Annotated in this window: 14 protein-coding genes, 4 tRNA genes and 1 pseudogene; 9 read left to right on the forward strand and 10 right to left on the reverse strand. The window is 72.3% G+C overall.

Annotated features, from left to right (window positions below; genetic code table 11):
* Positions 1-17 precede the first annotated feature (17 nt).
* Positions 18-4,019, reverse strand: a complete 4,002-nt coding sequence (hrpA, locus tag ACL02R_RS14265; RefSeq protein WP_412797254.1) for an ATP-dependent RNA helicase HrpA — start codon at positions 4,017-4,019, stop codon at positions 18-20.
* A 103-nt stretch (positions 4,020-4,122) separates the two neighbouring features.
* On the opposite strand from hrpA, the gene ACL02R_RS14270 reads away from it, so the two are divergent.
* Positions 4,123-5,148: an ABC transporter permease gene (locus tag ACL02R_RS14270; RefSeq protein ID WP_412797255.1), complete on the forward strand. Its 1,026-nt coding sequence runs from the start codon at positions 4,123-4,125 to the stop codon at positions 5,146-5,148.
* 19 nt (positions 5,149-5,167) lie between these two features.
* Here the strand turns inward: ACL02R_RS14270 and ACL02R_RS14275 are convergent.
* Positions 5,168-5,754, reverse strand: a pseudogene (locus ACL02R_RS14275) (dihydrofolate reductase family protein).
* A 128-nt stretch (positions 5,755-5,882) separates the two neighbouring features.
* Here ACL02R_RS14275 and ACL02R_RS14280 point away from each other — a divergent pair.
* Positions 5,883-6,323, forward strand: coding sequence for a helix-turn-helix transcriptional regulator (locus tag ACL02R_RS14280; protein ID WP_412797256.1), 441 nt, complete (start codon positions 5,883-5,885; stop codon positions 6,321-6,323).
* A gap of 14 nt (positions 6,324-6,337) precedes the next feature.
* Positions 6,338-6,748 carry a VOC family protein gene (locus tag ACL02R_RS14285; protein ID WP_412797257.1) on the forward strand — a complete coding sequence of 137 codons (411 nt, stop codon included), beginning with the start codon at positions 6,338-6,340 and terminating at the stop codon, positions 6,746-6,748.
* A 28-nt stretch (positions 6,749-6,776) separates the two neighbouring features.
* Here ACL02R_RS14285 and ACL02R_RS14290 read toward each other — a convergent pair whose 3' ends face one another.
* Positions 6,777-7,256, reverse strand: a complete 480-nt coding sequence (locus ACL02R_RS14290) for a histone deacetylase (RefSeq protein WP_412797258.1) — start codon at positions 7,254-7,256, stop codon at positions 6,777-6,779.
* Between the two features lie 402 nt (positions 7,257-7,658).
* On the opposite strand from ACL02R_RS14290, the gene ACL02R_RS14295 reads away from it, so the two are divergent.
* Entirely contained in the window at positions 7,659-8,429 is a 771-nt protein-coding gene (locus ACL02R_RS14295) for a hypothetical protein (RefSeq protein WP_412797259.1), read from the forward strand.
* A 3-nt stretch (positions 8,430-8,432) separates the two neighbouring features.
* On the forward strand, positions 8,433-9,227 hold the full coding sequence (locus ACL02R_RS14300; RefSeq protein ID WP_412797260.1) for a hypothetical protein: 795 nt from the start codon (positions 8,433-8,435) through the stop codon (positions 9,225-9,227).
* A 269-nt stretch (positions 9,228-9,496) separates the two neighbouring features.
* Here the strand turns inward: ACL02R_RS14300 and ACL02R_RS14305 are convergent.
* The 3 genes from ACL02R_RS14305 to ACL02R_RS14315 form a co-directional block, all read right to left on the reverse strand.
* Positions 9,497-9,570: transfer RNA gene (locus tag ACL02R_RS14305), tRNA-Phe, on the reverse strand.
* Positions 9,571-9,574: 4 nt separating this feature from the next.
* A tRNA-Asp gene (locus ACL02R_RS14310) sits at positions 9,575-9,649 on the reverse strand.
* A gap of 26 nt (positions 9,650-9,675) precedes the next feature.
* Positions 9,676-9,748: transfer RNA gene (locus ACL02R_RS14315), tRNA-Glu, on the reverse strand.
* Positions 9,749-9,883: 135 nt separating this feature from the next.
* Here ACL02R_RS14315 and ACL02R_RS14320 point away from each other — a divergent pair.
* The 4 genes from ACL02R_RS14320 (at position 9,884) to ACL02R_RS14335 (ending at position 13,117) form a co-directional block, all read left to right on the forward strand.
* Positions 9,884-10,252, forward strand: a complete 369-nt coding sequence (locus ACL02R_RS14320) for a metallopeptidase family protein (RefSeq protein WP_412797261.1) — start codon at positions 9,884-9,886, stop codon at positions 10,250-10,252.
* Positions 10,253-10,327: 75 nt separating this feature from the next.
* Entirely contained in the window at positions 10,328-10,900 is a 573-nt protein-coding gene (locus ACL02R_RS14325) for a hypothetical protein (protein WP_412797262.1), read from the forward strand.
* A gap of 194 nt (positions 10,901-11,094) precedes the next feature.
* Entirely contained in the window at positions 11,095-12,996 is a 1,902-nt protein-coding gene (locus ACL02R_RS14330; protein ID WP_412797263.1) for a DEAD/DEAH box helicase, read from the forward strand.
* Between the two features lie 48 nt (positions 12,997-13,044).
* Positions 13,045-13,117 (forward strand) — tRNA-Lys (locus tag ACL02R_RS14335).
* 144 nt (positions 13,118-13,261) lie between these two features.
* On the opposite strand, the gene ACL02R_RS14340 is transcribed toward ACL02R_RS14335, so the two are convergent.
* The 4 genes from ACL02R_RS14340 to ACL02R_RS14355 all read right to left on the reverse strand — a co-directional run bounded on the left by ACL02R_RS14340 (position 13,262) and on the right by ACL02R_RS14355 (position 17,678).
* Positions 13,262-14,872 carry a hypothetical protein gene (locus ACL02R_RS14340; protein ID WP_412797264.1) on the reverse strand — a complete coding sequence of 537 codons (1,611 nt, stop codon included), beginning with the start codon at positions 14,870-14,872 and terminating at the stop codon, positions 13,262-13,264.
* The gene (locus tag ACL02R_RS14345; RefSeq protein WP_412797265.1) at positions 14,869-15,510 is read right to left on the reverse strand and encodes an ATP-binding cassette domain-containing protein; all 642 of its coding nucleotides are present in this window, start codon (positions 15,508-15,510) and stop codon (positions 14,869-14,871) included. The genes ACL02R_RS14340 and ACL02R_RS14345 overlap by 4 nt, the downstream gene beginning before the upstream one ends.
* Before the next feature lie 837 nt (positions 15,511-16,347).
* Positions 16,348-17,265 carry a cation diffusion facilitator family transporter gene (locus tag ACL02R_RS14350; RefSeq protein WP_412797266.1) on the reverse strand — a complete coding sequence of 306 codons (918 nt, stop codon included), beginning with the start codon at positions 17,263-17,265 and terminating at the stop codon, positions 16,348-16,350.
* A complete protein-coding gene (locus ACL02R_RS14355) occupies positions 17,265-17,678 on the reverse strand; it encodes an ArsR/SmtB family transcription factor (protein ID WP_412797267.1) in 414 nt (137 codons plus the stop codon). Before ACL02R_RS14355 ends, ACL02R_RS14350 begins: the two co-directional genes overlap by 1 nt.
* Between the last annotated feature and the right edge of the window lie 272 nt (positions 17,679-17,950).

Consider the following 17,950-nt stretch of genomic DNA (forward strand, 5'->3'; position numbering starts at 1 on the left):
GCTCCGACCTGGCGTTCTCAGCCGGCCGGGGCCAGCGCGTCGATCGCCTTCACGATCCGCTTGTCCGAGACCGGGTACGCCGTGCCCAGCGCGTGCGCGAAGTAGCTCACCCGCAACTCCTCGATCATCCACGGGATCTCCGCCGCCGCGGCGGGCACGGGACGCCCCGGCGGGAACTGTTCGAGCAGCCAGGCGTACTCGTCCCGCATCTCGTGCACCTTCGCCATCCGCGCCGCGTCGCGCTCGGCCTGGTGCGGGAGTTGCTGGAGACGCCGGTCGACCGCCGTCAGGTAGCGCAGGACGTCGGGCAGCCGCCGCGCGCCGTGCGCGGTGACGAAGCCGGGCCGCACCAGGCCGTCGAGCTGCTGCCGCACGTCCGCGCGCGCCGGGAGGAGCACCTGGCTCGTCAGCGACCGCAGCCGCCGCTCGCACGCCTGCCACGCGGACAGCACCTCGCGCACCTGCCGCACGATGCGGACAGTCAGGTCCGTGATGTCGGCGCGCACCGCGTCGAACAGCCCGGTGAAGCCCGCCTCGTCCCACGCGGGGCCGCCGTGCGCCGCGATCAGCCGGTCGGCCGCCGCCGTCACGCAGTCGTCGAACAGGGCGGCCACACTGCCGTGCGGGGACGACGAGAGCGCGAGCTTCGCCGCGTTGTCCAGCTGCCGCTGCGCGAACTTGCCGGGATCGGACGGCAGGTTGAGCAGGATGAGCCGCCGCGTGCCCAGCGCCATCGAGCGCGCCTGCTCCGCCTCCGTGTCGAACAGCCGCACGGCCACGGCCGTCCCGGTGTCCACCAGCGCCGGGTACGCCTTCACCGGCTGGCCGCCGCGCCGCGTCTCGAAGGTGCGGGCGAGCGTGCCGACCGTCCAGGACGTGAGCCCCTCCGCGCCCGCCGTGAACGCCCTGTCGAGCGCCTCGCGCGCCTTCGGCCGCATCCGCGCGCGCAGCGCCGTCAGGTCCTTGCTCTCGGCGTCACCGGGGACGCGGCGGCGCCGCTCGTCCACCACGCGGAACGTGATCCGCAGGTGCGCCGGGACGCGTTCCTCGTCGAAGTCCTGCTCGGCGACCCGTACGCCCGTCAGCCGCGTGAGCCCGCGCGCCAGGGCCGCGCGCAGCGGCTCGCCGGTCGGCTCGGGCGTCGCCGCCAGGAAGCGCCGCGCGAAGTCGGGGGCCGGGACGCAGTGCCGCCTGACCGGTTTGGGCAGGGAACGGATCAGTTCGGTCACCAACTGCTCGCGCAGGCCCGGGATCTGCCAGTCGAAGCCGTCCGCCGTCACCTGGTTGAGCACTTGGAGCGGTACGTGCACGGTCACGCCGTCCGCGTCCGTCCCCGGCTCGAACTGGTAGGTCACGCGCAGGGACAGCCGCCCCTGCCGCCAGGTGTCCGGGTACGCCTCCTTGGTGACCCGCTCCGCCTGCTCGTTGATGAGCATGGACTTCTCGAAGTTGAGCAGGTCCGGCTCTTCGCGCCGCTTCTTCTTCCACCAGGCGTCGAAATGGGCACCGGAGACGACGTCTTCCGGCACCCGCTGGTCATAGAAGTCGTAGAGCGTCTCGTCGTCCACCAGGATGTCCCGGCGCCGCGCGCGCTCCTCCAGCTCGGCGACCTCGGCGAGCAGCCTGCGGTTCTCGGCGAAGAACTGGTGCCCGGTGCGCCAGTCGCCCTCGACCAGCGCGTTCCTGATGAACAGGTCCCGGGACGTCTCCGGGTCGATCCGCCCGTAGTTGACCTTGCGCTGCGCGACGACCGGGACGCCGTAGAGCGTCACCCGCTCGTACGCCATCACCGCCGCCTGCTTCTGCTCCCAGTGCGGCTCGCTGTACGTCCGCTTCACCAGGTGCCCGGCCAGCGGCTCGATCCAGTCCGGGTCGATCCGCGCGTTCACCCGCGCCCACAGCCGCGACGTCTCCACCAACTCGGCCGACATCACCCAGCGCGGCGGCCGCCGGAACAGCGCCGAACCGGGGAACACCGCGAACTTCGCGCCCCGCGCGCCCAGATACTCGTTCTTCTCCGTGTCCTTCAGGCCCAGGTGCGACAACAGCCCGGCCAGCAGCGACTGGTGGACGCGTGCCGGATCGGCCGCCTGCCCCTCGCGCGGCGCCGCCGGCTCGATGCCGAGCGAGCGGCCCACCGAGCGCAGCTGCGCGTAGATGTCCTGCCACTCGCGTATCCGCAGGTAGTTGAGGAACTCGGCCTTGCACAGGCGGCGGAACGCCGAGGAGGACAGCGCGCGCTGACGCTCGCGCACGTACTCCCACAGGTTGAGGAACGCCAGGAAGTCCGACTCCTCCGCCGGGCCCTCGCGGAACCGCTGGTGCTTCGCGTCCGCCTGCTGCTGCTTGTCGCCCGGCCGCTCGCGCGGGTCCTGGATCGACAGCGCGGCGGTGATCACCATCACCTCGTGCGCCACGCCGTTGCGCTCCGCCTCGACGACCATCCGCGCCAGGCGCGGATCGACCGGCAGCTGCGACAGTGTGCGGCCCATCTCCGTCAGCTTCGCCCCGGCGAGCGCGCCCAGCTCCTCCAGCAGCTGCACGCCCGCCTTGACCGAGCGGTGGTCGGGCGGGTCGATGAACGGGAAGCGCTCGACCTCGCCGAGCCCGGCCGCGTTCATCTGGAGGATGACGGACGCCAGGTTCGTCCGCAGGATCTCCGCGTCGGTGAACTCGGGGCGGGAGAGGAAGTCGTCCTCCGAGTACAGGCGGACGCAGATGCCGTCGCTGGTGCGGCCGCAGCGGCCCTTGCGCTGGTTCGCGCTCGCCTGTGAGACGGGCTCGATCGGCAGCCGCTGGACCTTGGTGCGGTGGCTGTAGCGGGAGATGCGGGCCGTGCCGGGGTCGATCACGTACTTGATGCCGGGGACGGTCAGCGAGGTCTCGGCGACGTTGGTCGCGAGCACGACGCGGCGTCCCGGGTGCCGCTGGAAGACGCGCTGCTGCTCGCCGTGCGACAGGCGGGCGTACAGCGGCAGGATCTCGGTGTGGCGCAGGCGCCGCTTCTCCAGCGCGTCCGCCGTGTCGCGGATCTCGCGCTCGCCGGAGAGGAAGACCAGGATGTCGCCCGGCCCCTCGGCCTGGAGCTCGTCCACCGCGTCGCAGATGGCGGTGGTCTGGTCGCGGTCGGCGCCCGCGTCGCCGTTCTCGCCCTCCCCGGCGTCCCCCGGCTCCTCCAGCAGCGGCCGGTAGCGGACCTCGACCGGGTACGTGCGCCCCGACACCTCGATGACCGGCGCCGGGCGGCCCGCCGCGTCCGCGAAGTGCCGGGCGAAGCGCTCCGGGTCGATGGTCGCCGACGTGATGACGACCTTGAGGTCCGGGCGGCGCGGCAGGAGCTGGGCGAGGTAGCCGAGGAGGAAGTCGATGTTGAGGCTGCGCTCGTGCGCCTCGTCGATGATGATCGTGTCGTACTGCCGCAGCTCGCGGTCGTGCTGGATCTCGGCGAGCAGGATGCCGTCCGTCATCAGCTTGACGAGCGTGGCGTCGCCCGCCTGGTCGGTGAAGCGCACCTTGTAGCCGACGGCCTCGCCCAGCGGCGTCCGCAGCTCGTCGGCGACGCGCTGCGCGACCGTACGGGCCGCCAGGCGCCGGGGCTGCGTGTGGCCGATGAGGCCCTTCACGCCCCGGCCCAGCTCCAGGCAGATCTTGGGCAGCTGCGTCGTCTTGCCCGAGCCGGTCTCCCCCGCGACGATCACCACCTGGTGGTCGCGTATCGCCGCCAGGATCTCGTCCTTCTTCTGGCTGACGGGCAGCTGCTCGGGATACGTGACGGCGGGCACGGCGGCGCGGCGGCGCGCGACATGGGCCTCCGCCGTCTCGATCGCGGCGCCGATCTCGGCGAGCACCGCCTGCTGGGCGGACGGCTTGCGGATGCGGCGCGCGCCGTCGAGCCGCCGGCCGATCCGCCGCTGGTCCCGCAGGCTCAGCTCCGGCAGCCGGGCGGCCAGCTCCGACACGGGCGGCGCGGACGGCGCGGGAGAGGCCGCCCTGGATACGGGGGAGGGGTGTGTAGGCATACGTACCCAAGCGTCTCACCCGCGCGCGGTGGGCGGCGAGCCGATATCGAGGTGCGCGTGTTTCGCCTGAGATGTCCGCCTGTGTCATGTCTAGGGTTGCTTCGTGAGCGGTTGGTGGCGGAAGGCGCGCGCGTCGGTCTACTTTCCCGCGGTCGTGGTGTCGCTGATCGCGGCGGGCGCGGCGGCGCTGTTCGCCGGGTCGTACACCTATGCGATGGCGGACCCGGCGCCGCGGCACGTGCCTGTCGCCGTCGTCGGCGAGCCGGAGTCGCGCAGCAGGGTGGACGCGTTCGTGGCCGAGCTGGAGGGGCGGCTCGACGCGTCGCTGCGCATCCACCGCTACGGCACCTATCCACAGGCTGTGGACGCCGTGGAGCGGCAGGAGGTCTTCGCGGTCTTCCGCAACCGCGGGGAGCGCGTCGAGCTGAAGCTCGTCAGCGCGGCGGGCTCGTCCGTCGCCGAGCTGCTGCGGCAGGACGCGCCCGCCGCCGCGAAGTCCGCGCACATCGACCTGAAGGTCACCGACATCAAACCGCTCTTCCGCGGCGACCCGCGCGGCCTCGCCATCTTCTACATCTCGATCGCCACCGTGATCATCGGCTTCCTCGGCACGGTCCAGCTGAGCGTCAACGCCCCCGCGCTCAATCCGGGCGAGCGGATCGCGTTCACCGCCTGCTACGCGCTGCTCGGCGGGCTGGCGATCATCGCGACGGTGGACTGGTGGCTCGGGGCGCTGCCGCTCCCGTTCTGGCAGTCGTGGGGGACGCTGGCGCTGACCATGTTCACGTCGGGGATGGTCTTCAGCATGTTCAACGCGCTGGTCAGGCGGTGGGCGATCCTCCCGACGTGGGTGCTGATGGTCATGCTGGGCAACCCGTCATCCGGCGGCGCCGTCTCCTGGCCGCTGCTGCCCTCGGTGCTCGGCGCGATCGGCCGCTGGCTGCCGCCCGGCGCCGCCGTCAACGCGCTGCACACCGCCGTCTACTTCCGCGGGCATCAGCAGGCGCAGCCCTACCTGGTGCTCGGCGGCTGGGCGCTGCTGTCGTGCGCCGTCTTCTGGGTCTGGCGCCGCCGCCACCCCGGCGGGCGCCCCACCGGCGCGGCGGCCGAGCCCGTCCCGGCCGCCTGACGCGCGGCGGCGGGCGCGGTCACCGCCGGGTGAGGCGCGTCACCAGGACGCCGTCGTCGAACGCCTCGCGCTCGGCGACGTCGAACAGCGTCGGGTCGAAGTCCCCGTCGAAGAAGGGGACGCCGGCGCCGATGACCACCGGATAGCTCTTGATGATCAGCTCGTCGATCTCCGGCTGTAGGACGCCCGCGAGGACGCCCCCGCCGCACAGCCGGATGTCGAGCCCGTCCTCCTCCTTGAGGCGGCGCACGAGGCCGAGGGGATCGCCGGGGACGACGGTGACGGCCGGGTCGATGTCGGGCGCGACGGTGGTGGACACGACGTACTGGCGCAGGTGTGCGTACGGGCTGGTGAAGCCCGCGTCGAGGCCCGGCAGGTAGCTGCCGCGGCCCGTCAGGACGGTGTCGAAGCGGCGGTTGGGGGCGTCCGCGAGGCCCTCGGCGTCGCGCCCCATGGTGGGGACGGTCTCCGGGAGCCGGGCGTTCATCCACGCCGAGTAGGCCGCGGCCTGCGCCTCGTCGCCTGGGGGAAGAAGTCGAACTCGCCGCCGGGACCGGCGATCCGGCCGTCGAGGGTGACGGCGGCGTAGTAGACGAGCTTTCGCATGGGCCGGCCTCACTGATAGTACTCTGCCTGTCGTGCTCTATGCGTAGTGCTACGTATGGAGTGGTATCAACGGGCGAACCGGGCACGGTCCTGGGCAGAACCGGCGCGCGCATGGCAGCATCACGCCCGTGACCAGCAGAACCACCGCCGACCAGCGCCGCGGCGACCTCGCGCTGCTGCGCCGCGTACGCGACCGGATCGACCGCGAGTACGCGCAGCCGCTCGACGTCGAGGCGCTCGCGCGCGGCGTGCACATGTCCGCCGGGCACCTCAGCCGGCAGTTCCGCGCCGCGTACGGCGAGTCCCCGTACAGCTACCTGATGACGCGCCGCATCGAACGCGCGATGGCGCTGCTGCGCCGGGGCGAGCTGAGCGTCACCGAGGTCTGCTTCGCGGTCGGCTGCTCCTCCCTCGGCACCTTCAGCACGCGCTTCAGCGAACTCGTCGGCATGTCCCCGAGCGCCTACCGCCGCCAGGCGGCCGACGCGGTGGCGGGCCTGCCCGCCTGCGTCGCCAAGCAGGTCACCCGACCGGTCAGGAATCGAGAAGCACGCCCCGCCGGCCCGTAGCTAGCGTGAGGGGTATGGACATCACGATTCACACCACGGTTCTCCCGCACGACGACCCCGACGCCGCCCTCGGCTTCTACCGCGACCTCCTCGGCTTCGAGGTGCGCACCGACGTCGGCGCGGGCGCGATGCGCTGGATCACGGTCGGCCCCGCCGCGCAGCCCGGCACCTCCATCCTCCTGGCGCCCCCGGCCGCCGACCCTGGCGTCACGGACGACGAGCGCCGCACCGTCACCGAGATGATGGCCAAGGGCACCTACGGCTGGATTCTCCTCGCCACCCCCGACCTCGACGGCACGTTCGAGAAGCTGGTGGCCGGCGACGCCGAGGTCGTCCAGGAGCCGACCGAGCAGCCGTACGGCGTACGCGACTGCGCCTTCCGCGACCCGGCGGGCAACCAGATCCGCTTCCAGGAAGTGCGCTGACCACCCGCCGGCCGGGGCGGCGGGAGCCTCAGCCCGCCGCCATCAGCGCGCCGACGTCCGCCGGGGTCCAGTGGCCCCGCGCCCCCGGACACCCGGCCAGATAGGCGGCGACCTCCGCCCGCCCCCACGCCCCGGTCGCGGCAAGCCCGGCGGCGAGATGCGCCACGTACGGCGCGGCCGGGCGCCGCAGCTCGACGTCCGCCATCCGCCACGGCGCGGTGAACGTGAGCACGGGCACCCCCGCCAGCGTTCCCAGGCACAGGAGCGTCTCGTACCTGCCGGGCCCGAGCCGCGCGCGGCCGGTGGCCAGCGCGCCCGCGAGACCGGGGCCGGCGCCCGCCCCCGGCGTCCGGTACATCTCCTGCGCGGCGATGTCGGAGAACTGCCGCGCCGTGACGAGATGCGCGACGCACCACGCGACGCCCCCGGCCGCCGGGTCGTAGAAGCCCCTGCCGCCGGTCCACACGGGCGACTCCGTCGCGAAGTAGACCCGCCCCGGAACCACCACGGCGGCAGAACGCGCCGGCGGCGTCCTGTCCCGGCACCCCGGATACACCCGCCGGGCACCCGCCGGCCGTCCGCCCTCGATGTAGTGCCGCAACCGCTCGGCATGCATGTTGGACCCGTACGACGCGTACCAGACACGCACCGGCACACCACCCCCCGGCCGAAACGGCTCGGGACACAGCACAGCGACCATGCCCCGATCATCACTGACGGCACAGAAAGCTTCTCGGTGCCGACACCGAGCCTTCATGGTGATTCCGTCCAGACGTTCGAAGTTGCAATGTGCGGTGATCACCTGGCGCAGTGAGGAGGTGACGTCGCTAGGATGGATGGCGCTGCCCTTGTTGACCGGCCACTTGTGCTCCGACGAGCAAGAAGGCTGTTCGTACCCCCGGAGGAGAGTGTGAGCGGTAAGCCCCGATCTCCGGTGGGGACCTTCGGATACCAGGCGGCGCAGGTCAACCTGGGAGCTATGGTCGAGGGCTCGTCGGGAGGCGTGTTGCTTGCGCAGCTCGCGGCCTATGCGCGTCCGGTCAACCCTGACTTTCCTTACTGTGTCGTGAACGACTACGTCTCCACTGCATTGGGCCTGGCCATGGGTGTGCCGGTGCCACCCGGCGCCCTGGTCAAATTGGGTTCGGAGTGGGGCTTCGTGTCTCTTGGCTTCGGTGAGCTGGGGAAACGCCCACCGCCGGCCGACTTCGAGGAACTCGGCGCCGATCTTCCCTGGGAAGCAACCGGTGTGGTTGTCCTCGACCAGTGGATCTCGAACTCAGACCGGCATGACGGAAATCTCGCCTACATGCCTTCGCTGGGTGTGGCCGCATTCGATCACGATCAAGCGCTGTTCGGCGCCTGCCCAAGGGGAGAAGGCATCGGTTCCCTGCGACAGGTGAGGGAACAGAGAGTCAAGCAGCACGAGCTGGTGCCGCACCTCCCTACGGTCGAACACTTCGAGTCATGGGTCGGCCGCACGCAGTCGATCACTCGTGCGGAATTGAACAGGGCTGTGGGGACGTGCTCGGGCGCGAACCTGTTGTCCCGCGCTGAGGCGGAAGCTCTTGTGGACTTTCTCGCATACCGTCAACTCAACCTTGGTCGATTCATCCAGGAGTCGTATCCGGAGTTCACGGGAGTCACGGCCTGGACTCTGGATTCCGGTGGAGGTGAGTGATCCATGGATGGAAGTTGGTTTCTCGTCAAGTATGTCGACGATGTTTTCCGTAATGAGCCGATCAATGTCGGTGTCGTGGTCACCTCCAGTCAGGGGGTGGGGAGTCGGTTCTTGGGACAGCGGCCTGACGGCTCCATCAACGGTCAACGGATCAATAAACGTGTGAGAGGAGTGGAGACCTATAAGGCTTGGGTGAAATTTATTTGCAAAGAGGCTCTCCGGGGGACCCTTGATGCGCGCATCGAGTCGTTGTCCAAGCGTGTGGGCGAAAGCTACCTGGTCGAACGCCGGGGTCCGGTACTTGAGACCGCTGACGGAAGGCTGCCTCAAGGCGTCGCCGACGAACTCTTCTCTGTCCTTGTCGCGTCGGAGGTGGCGAACCCGCTGGCCCTCGACATACTCGCGGAGACCGCGTTCAAGCGACTGGTCCTCCCGCCTGGTCACAGAATCGATCGCGATGTGGACTATCACGTGCGGGTTCGTGAGGTCCCGCAGTCGGTGACGTTCGACTATCGCTACGCGGCTGAGCGGACGATTTTGATGGACAGGGTGAGCTCCAATCGCTCCGGCAAGCTGTTGATGCAATCCGTGAATGACCTTCTGTACCGCATCGACGTGGTCGAAAAGCAGCAAAACATTCATAATTTCGTTGCCCTCTATTCCGGCGCGGACAGCTCGCCGCAGGCTGAGCGGCAGTTGCGGCTGCTCAACAAGTTCGCCCACACGGTGGATCTCAGTACGGACCGGGCGAAGGATGATATCGGGGAGATCCTTGGCGTTCCGGCCTTGCCCGGTTGATCGAACGCCGCCTGCCCGGATCGCGCGGTACGAGTGGCGAGATTCCATCGCGCGGGTATGCCTTGTCGCAACGAGGCGAGTGCCGTGAGGCCCTGGTCCGATGTGCTGGCTCGTTGGCTGTCTGTCGCTCAGGCATCGCCTGGCGGATGAGAGAAGGGCACCAAGATAGCTGTGCAGCCGATCGTGTGGGCGCACGCGTTGGCGTACCGACGAGCAGGAAGGCCCTGGCGGGTGAACCCGCCAGGGCCTTCCTCTCGTACCTTCTCCGGTGGCTGGGGCCGGGGTCGAACCGGCGACCTTCCGCTTTTCAGGCGGACGCTCGTACCAACTGAGCTACCCAGCCGGAGCGGTCCTGACGGGATTTGAACCCGCGGCCTCCACCTTGACAGGGTGGCGAGCACTCCAAACTGCTCCACAGGACCTTGCTCTGCGACACCGGGATGTCGCGTACCCCCGACGGGATTCGAACCCGCGCTACCGCCTTGAAAGGGCGGCGTCCTGGGCCACTAGACGACGGGGGCCCGGCGGCCCGCCTCGGCATCTCGCGATGCCGTCGGGGACGTGAGAAGCATAGGGGATGCCGGGACCGATCGGCAAAACGGTTCGGTCGGCCCGCAACCTGGCCCTCCGCGCCACCCGCCCGCGACAATGGCCGGGTGCTGGAGATGACGCGCGAGGAGTTCGAGGAACTGGTCGGCGAGGCCCTCGACCGGGTGCCGTCCGAGCTGACGCGCCTGATGGACAACGTCGCCGTCTTCGTCGAGGACGAGCCGCCCGCCGAGGCGGGCGACCCCGAACTCCTCGGCCTGTACGAGGGAGTGCCCCTCACCGAGCGCGGCGAGTGGTACGCGGGGGCGCTCCCCGACCGCATCTCCGTCTACATGGGACCCACCCTGCGGATGTGTGAACGAGAGGGCGGCGGCCGGGAACTGGTCGTCGAGGAGGTCGAGATCACCGTCGTGCACGAGATCGCCCACCACTTCGGGATCGACGACGAGCGGCTGCACGCGCTCGGTTACGGGTGAGGCGTGTCCTGGGCGGGGCGGCGGGAGTTGAACGGGCGGAAGCCCGTCCCGCGCGCCGACCGGAGGAACGTTCCCGTGCCCAGCCGCCGTCACCGCCGTGCCCGTCCCGCCGCCCTGGCGGGGGTGGCCGCCCTCGCCGCCGTCGCGCTGGCGGGCTGCGTCACCGTGGACCCGGAGAAGACCGCCCAGCAGCGTGAGCCCGACGGCGGCGGGCACGGCGCGCCCGACACCGCCGCCGAGCGGGAACGCGCGGCCGGGGCCGAGGACGCCGCGCCCGGCGGCGCCGGGCCCGAGCCGAGCGGCGGGCGCGCCGAGGACGCCGCGCCCCCCGGTCCCGCCACAGCCGACGACGCGCGGCAGGACCGCGCGGACCGGGCCGGCGAGGACGACACACCCGCCGGTACGCCCGACCGCACCCCCCGCGCCACCCCCCGCCCCGGCACCCCCGCGCCGCCGCAGCGTCCCGACGTGCCCGAGCCCGTTCCGACGCGCCCCGAGCCGCCCGCGCCCGAGCCCGCCGACCCGGACCCGGCGCCCGGCCCCGAGGAGCCGCCCCCCGCGCCCGAGCCGGAGCAGCCGGCCCCCGAGCCCGGCCCCGAGGAGCCCGCGCCGGCGCCGGGAGAGCCCGTGCCAGGGGGTACGGGCTGACCCGTTTGCGTATCACCGCGCCGCGTGCGTATGCTTGTAGATCGTTTGATCCCACTTGCCCGGCGCCCCGAAGCAGCGCGCCGTGTGGCGCGTTCCTCACCGAGCCGTGGCTGACCGCATCCAGGCGGTCAAGAGCACCTACGGAGCACAGGCGCGTGCCGACCCCACAAGACTCCGGAAGGTTCTCACTTCGCATGTCCGTGACCACGCCCGAGGTTCTTCTTCCCCTGGACGACGAGCCCACCCTGACGTTCGCCGACCTGGGCCTGCCCCAGGAGATCGTGCGCACGCTCGCCGAGCACGGTGTCACCACCCCGTTCCCCATCCAGGCCGCCACCATCCCGGACGCGCTGGCCGGACGGGACATCCTCGGCCGCGGCCGCACCGGCTCCGGCAAGACCCTGAGCTTCGGCCTGCCCCTCCTGGCCCGCCTCGCCGGCGGCAGGACGCGCGCCAAGCACCCCCGCGCCGTCATCCTCACCCCCACGCGTGAGCTGGCCATGCAGGTCGCCGACGCGCTGGAGCCGTACGGCAACGTGCTCGGCCTCCGTCTCAAGGTCGTCTGCGGCGGCACCTCCATGGGCAACCAGATCTACGCCCTGGAGCGCGGCGTGGACATCCTGGTCGCGACCCCCGGCCGGCTCCGCGACGTGATCGGCCGCGGCGCCTGCTCGCTGGACGACGTCGAGGTCGCCGTCCTGGACGAGGCCGACCAGATGGCCGACCTGGGCTTCCTGCCCGAGGTCACCGAACTGCTCGACCAGGTTCCGCCGGGCGGGCAGCGCATGCTCTTCTCGGCGACGCTTGAGCACGAGATCGACACCCTGGTGAAGCGCTACCTGGTCGACCCCGTCAGCCACGAGGTGGACGCTGCCCAGGGCGCCGTCACCACCATGAGCCACCACGTGCTCATCGTGAAGCCGCGCGACAAGGCGCCGCTGACCGCCGCCATCGCCGGCCGCGACAGCCGCACGATCGTCTTCGTCCGCACGCAGCTGGGCGCCGACCGCGTCGCCGGACAACTGCGCGAGTCGGGCGTGCGCGCCGACGCGCTGCACGGCGGCATGACGCAGGGCGCCCGTACGCGGACCCTGGCGGACTTCAAGGACGGCCGCGTCAGCGTGCTGGTCGCCACCGATGTCGCGGCGCGCGGCATCCACGTGGACGGCATCGACCTGGTGCTGAACGTGGACCCGGCCGCCGACCACAAGGACTACCTGCACCGCTCGGGCCGTACGGCGCGCGCGGGGCGGTCCGGCACCGTCGTGTCGCTGGCGCTGCCGCACCAGCGGCGGACGATCTTCCGCCTGATGGAGGACGCGGGCGTCGACGCCTCGCGGCACGTCATCGGGCGCGGCGACCTGTTCGACCCGGACGTGGCGGACATCATCGGCGCGCGGTCGCTGACCGAGGTGCAGGCCGAGGCGGCGACGGGCGCGGTGACGCACGCGGAGCGCGAGGTCGCGCGCCTGGCGCGCGAGCTGGAGCGCGCCAAGGAGCGCGCGGGCGAGCTGCGCGACGAGGCCGACCGGCTGACCGGCCGTGCGGCGCGTGAGCGCGGCGACGACCCGGCCGAGGCCATCGCGGCGGCCGCGGAGGCGCGGGCGCAGGCCCTGGCCGAGGCGGAGCGCGAGGCGGAGGCGGAGGCGCAGCGCGAGGCGCGGCGTGCCGAGAAGGCCGCGCGTGCCGAGGCGTCGCGCGACGAGCGGGGCGGTGACCGCGGCGGCTACCGCCGGGACAACGACCGCCGCCCGTACGGCAACGGCGGCGGCCACGGGCACGGCCGCCGGGACAACGACCGTGGTGGCTACCGCCGCGACGACGACCGTGGTGGCTACCGCCGCGACGACCGGCGCGGTGGCGGCGACGACCGCCGCCCGTACGGCCGCCGCGACAACGACCGGCGCGACGGTGACCGTGGCGGCTACCGCCGCGACGACGCGGGCAGCGGCTACCGCCGTGACACCGAGCGCCGTGACGGCGGCGGCTACCGCCGCGACGGCGGGACCGGCACGGGCGGCGGCTACCGCGACCGCGACGACCGGGGCGGCTTCGACCGCCGCGCCGACAAGCCGCGCTGGAAGCGCAACGGCTGACCGTATGCCTTCGAGCGCGGCACCGCCCCCGGGCTATGCTTCCCTTGCGGGCCGTTAGCTCAATTGGCAGAGCAGTGGACTTTTAATCCATTGGTTGTGGGTTCGAGTCCCACACGGCCTACGGGAAGGAAAGGGCCCCACCTGCTGCTTCGTGCGGCGGGCGGGGCCCTTTCGCCTGTTCGAGATCGTTAGCTCGGCCGATGCTGGCCCGGTGCTGGCCCGGTGTTCTGCCGGCCGACGGGGGAAAGGGCCGTCAGCGCCGGCCTCAGCGGGTGTCCGGGCCGAGTGCGGCGCGGGCACGTCGCGTCGTCCAGGCCAGGAGGGCCGCCGCGAGTGGCCAGCAGACCAGAGGGGCGGGCATGCCGTCGGGGGATGTGCCGGTCAGTGTCCGGCCTGCCGCGAGCAGCGTGCCGAGTATGGCGATGGCTTGACCTGCGCTCTGCCGCAGCATGATCAGTACGGTGCCGCCTGAGCCGGTCATCGCGCGGTGGAGGAGTACGGCGGAGGGTGGCGGGCGGTACGCGTCGAGCAGTGCGCCGGCCACCAGCAGCGGGACGGCTCCCGTGAGTACCGTGGCCGCCGGGGTGTCGGTGGCCAGCGTGAGCGGCAGGGCGGGGGCCAGTCCCGCGAGCAGCAGGGCCACGGTGGGGGCCACGGCGTGGGCGAGGGCCAGTGAGGCGGCGGAACGTGGCCACCAGAGCAGGCCGCGGCGCGGGTCGTCGGCGTCCAGGCGGGCCGGTTCCAGCAGGGCACCCGCGGCTGCGACAGCCAGTGACGCGGCGGCGGCGAGGAGAACGAACGCGGAGGTGCCGTCCGTGCCGGTGGTGACCGCGGCGGTGAGGAAGGCGCCGCCCAGCAGCAGCGCCGCTGTGATCAGGCGCTGGGGGCGGCTCAGCAGGCCGAGTGCGTCCCGCCACAGCACGGCCACCAGGGGGTGGCGGGGTACGCGCAGCCGGCGCCATGCGCGGGGCGGCTGGCTGCCGGACGCTGCGGCGACTGCCTGCCAGGCGGTGCGGAGGTCGAAAGAGACCAGCCCGGCGACCGCACGACCGGCGGCGTGGGAACGCGTGCGCAGCGTGGCGGCCGGGAGCGAGCCGGTCAGGTGCCGGAGGGGCAGCAGCGAGGCCACCGTGCAGCAGAGCAGCAGGGCGGCGGCCACCTGCCAGCCGGGCGCGGACAGTCCGGCGGCGGCGATCATCGGCTGGGCGGCCCAGCCCCAGGGGCCGGACCACAGGAGGACGGTTTGCAGGGGCGCGGCCAGGGTTCCGCCGCGCAGCAGGAGGGAGACCAGCAGCAGGACGGCCAGGAAGGCGGGACCGAGGAACAGCCGTACGGTACGGGCGGCGGGGGCGTACCGTTCCACGGCGACCGCTCCGGCGGCCGTCAGCAGTGCGAGGCACAGGGCGGGTGGCACACAGGCCAGCAGCGACGTGCCGAGACCGGCCAGCCGGGCGGCGGCTACGACCAGGGCGGTGCCGAGCCCGGCCAGCAGTCCGACGAGGGAGAGCAGCGCGGCGGACAGCAGGAGCCAGGGTCGCAGCAGCCGCCAGCGGGGGAGCGGCATGGGGAGCAGCCAGTCGGCGTCGGCCCGGGGCAGGGTGACGGGCCCGCGCCACAGTGCGTCGGCCAGGGCGACGCAGACGGCGGTGAGCGCCAGGGCGGGGACGGCGAGGGGGAGGGCGTCGCGTATCCGGTCGGCGTGGTCGGCGAACGGGCCGCCCCGGTCGATCTGCGCGACGAGCCCGGCGCCGTACAGGCCGAACCAGCTGACCAGCAGGAGCGCCGTGACGTAGGCGCGGTAGCCGAAGCGGCGGCGGCGTTCCTTGCCGCGGTGTGCGCGCAGCCAGTCGAGGGCGGCGGCGTCGTCGGAGGTCATGCGGCGGGGGTCAGCGTGCCGTCGGCGAGCACGTAGGTGCGGTGGGCGAGTGCGGCGGCCAACTCGCGGTGGTGGGTGACCAGCAGCATGGCGGTACCCGTGGCGAGGCGGTCGGCGAGGACGGTGGCGAGCCGTTGGCGGGCGTCGGGGTCGAGGCGTTGCTCGGGCTCGTCCAGCAGGAGCAGGTCGGTGGGGCGCAGGAGGGCGGCTGCCAGGAGGAGTTCCTGCGTCTGCCCGGAGGACAGTTCGGCGGGCAGCGCGTCGGCGCGGGCGGAGAGCCGGTGGGTGGCGAGGGCGGCGGTGATGCGGGCGTCGGCGTCGGGGACGCGGTGTCCGGCGGCGACGAGTTGCAGGTGCTGACGGACCGTGAGGTCGGGGTAGCAGGCCAGCGCGTCGCCCACCAGCGCGACGCGGGCGCGGGTCCGCGGGTCGTCCTCGTCCATGGGGGCGCCGTCGAACTCGACGGTGCCGGTCGTCGGCCGGTCGCGTCCGGCGGCCAGCCGCATCAGCGTGGACTTGCCCGCGCCGTTGTGGCCGAGCAGCGCGACGCACTCACCCGCGCCCAGATCGAGGTCGACCGGCGCGAGAATGCGGCGGTCTCCGTGCGTACGGCTCACGCCGCGCAGTCGCAGAAGCATCCGGCGGACTCCTCCCCTTGGCCGGGGACCGGCGCGACCGGACTGACCGCGCTGTGCCCGTGCGAACATCGTATAGACGTCTGATCTGCCCTTTGTGTTCCGTAGAATCACCGCACCGGCCGCTGGCCCCGCGTGCAGGGCGGGGCCACCGGCTGTGTCGTTCCGGCCTTGAAGTGGCCGATTCCTTGCGCGAGATGAGCGTCTGCGTCCGGAAGTGATCGCTGTCAGTCTCCTCTTGACCGCAACGACATCCCGGGAACGGACCGTGAGCGCGGGTCGTACCTCTCTTACCGACAGTCGCCGGGAGGGGGAGGGGTCATGAAGGCGGGACATCCCGGGGCAGCCGCGGCGGCCACGCCGTCGCGGCACGGCTGCCTGCCGCGTCTCGCCGCCCGGATTCTCCTTTTCGCCCTGCTCGTGATGTCGAGAGGGCATTCCCGGGAAACGGCCTCGACAGGATGTGCCTCTCTCGCACATGCCTTTTCGAGAACGGTGGACCATTCGCTTCCGGAAATGCCCGAAGTGTCCCCGATTTCCCTCACGCGACTGCCTCCGTGCACCGGCTCGCCTTTCCCCGACCGCCCAGATGCATTCCCCGGCGGGGAAAACGGTCGACTCATCGCCCGCCGCGTCCGCACCCGGGATGACCACGGCGTTCGCTCCCCGGGGTGGCCGGGACCGCCCCTGCACCCCGCCGGGGAGCCGCCGCCCGATTTCCGCCCCCACCCGTACAGCGGATTCACCACGCGTCGCCCGGCCACGACGAGCGACTTCCTCCTCGTCTTTCCTCCGGCGCCCAACCCGCACCGCCCCCGAGGAACGGCCCCCGCCCCCGGCTCACCAGCCGAGTTCGTCACACCCCTGGTGCCCCGAGGGCTCGACCTGGAGCGTCGCATGCGCCACACCGTGCCGACGCCGCAGCACGTCCCGTGCCCGGTCGAGGACGGCGTGCGGGTCGGCCCGCTCGGACGCCACCAGGTGCGCCGTCGCCACCGGCATGCCGGAGGTCAGCGTCCACAGGTGCAGGTCGTGCACATCCGCCACGCCCTCGATCGCCGCGAGGTCGCCCGTCACCTCGTCCAGGTCCATCCCCTCCGGCGCGTGCTGCGCCAGGACGGCCAGCACCTGCCGGCCCAGGAGCAGCGCCCGCACCACCACGAAGCAGCCGATCGCCAGCGCGACCAGCGTGTCCCACACCGGCCGCCCGGTCGCGGCCACCAGCCAGCCCGCCACGACGACGCCCACCGACCCGGCCGTGTCGGCGACGACCTCCAGATACGCGCCCTTCACGTTCAGGCTCTCGGCCGCCCCGGCGCGCAGCAGCAGGAGCGCGGCGACGTTCACCGCGAGGCCGAGGGCGCCGACCGCCACCATCGGGCCGGTCTCCACCTCGGCGCCGCCGCCCGCGCGCCCGACGGCCTGGACGACGATGTAGACGGCCACGCCCAGCATCAGCAGGACGGCGAGACCCGACGCGAAGACCTCCGCGCGGTACGAGCCGTACGTACGGCGGCCCGTCGCGTCCGGGCGCGCGGCGATCCGCGTCGCGACCAGGGCGGCGGCCAGCGTCACGACATCGGCCGCCATGTGCCCCGCGTCCGACAGCAGGGACAGGGAGCCGGAGAGCACGCCGAAGACCAGCTCGACGACGAAGAACGCGGCGATCAGGACGAACGAGGCGGCGAGCCGTCCCCGGTGCCTGCCCGCGGCCGACACCCCGCCGCCCCCGTGGCCGTGCGCGTGTCCGTGGCCCATCAGCGCGGCCCGCCCGTCCGCTCGGGGTGGATGGCCTCGGTGTGCCCCGTGTGGGCCACGGCCAGGTCGAGCAGCATCCGCACGTGCGCGTCGTCCAGCCGGTAGTACGCCACCCGGCCCGCGCGCCGCGCCGCCACGACGCGGTGGGCGCGCAGCAGCCGCAGGGCGTGCGACGTGGCCGACTCGCTCATGCCGGTGACGGCGGCCAGGTCGCAGACGCACAGCTCGCCGTCGAGCAGGGCGACGAGCAGCCGCAGGCGGCCCGGGTCCGACATCAGGCCGAAGACGTCGGCGGTGTCCGCGAGATCCGGCTCGGCCGGCATCCGGCCCCTGACCTCGTGCACCCGTTCGGGGTCCACCAGCCGCACGGCGCAGCCGTCGGCGGGGACCAGCTCGTCTGAAGGCCTCTTCATACGTGCAGGGTGGCGGCATCGCCGCGGCCGTGTCAAAGGCTGCCGTGGTAACCGTTGTCATCCCCCCGGCCCGCTCCCCGCCCACCGCGTCACCGTTACCGATCGTGAACACGTCAGTGCGCTCCGCATAACAAATGACACACCGTCAGATGCGAGATGCGGCACACCACCCCTGGAGAATGCCCGTTTTGGTGCCCTTGCGTCGCGAATCTCCGGGCCCTTTCCCGGCATCTTTCCCGCGGACACTTGGAATCCGGCGCCGACTTCTATTA

It is taken from the genome of Streptomyces sp. MS19, assembly GCF_047200595.1.
Lineage (GTDB): Bacteria > Actinomycetota > Actinomycetes > Streptomycetales > Streptomycetaceae > Streptomyces.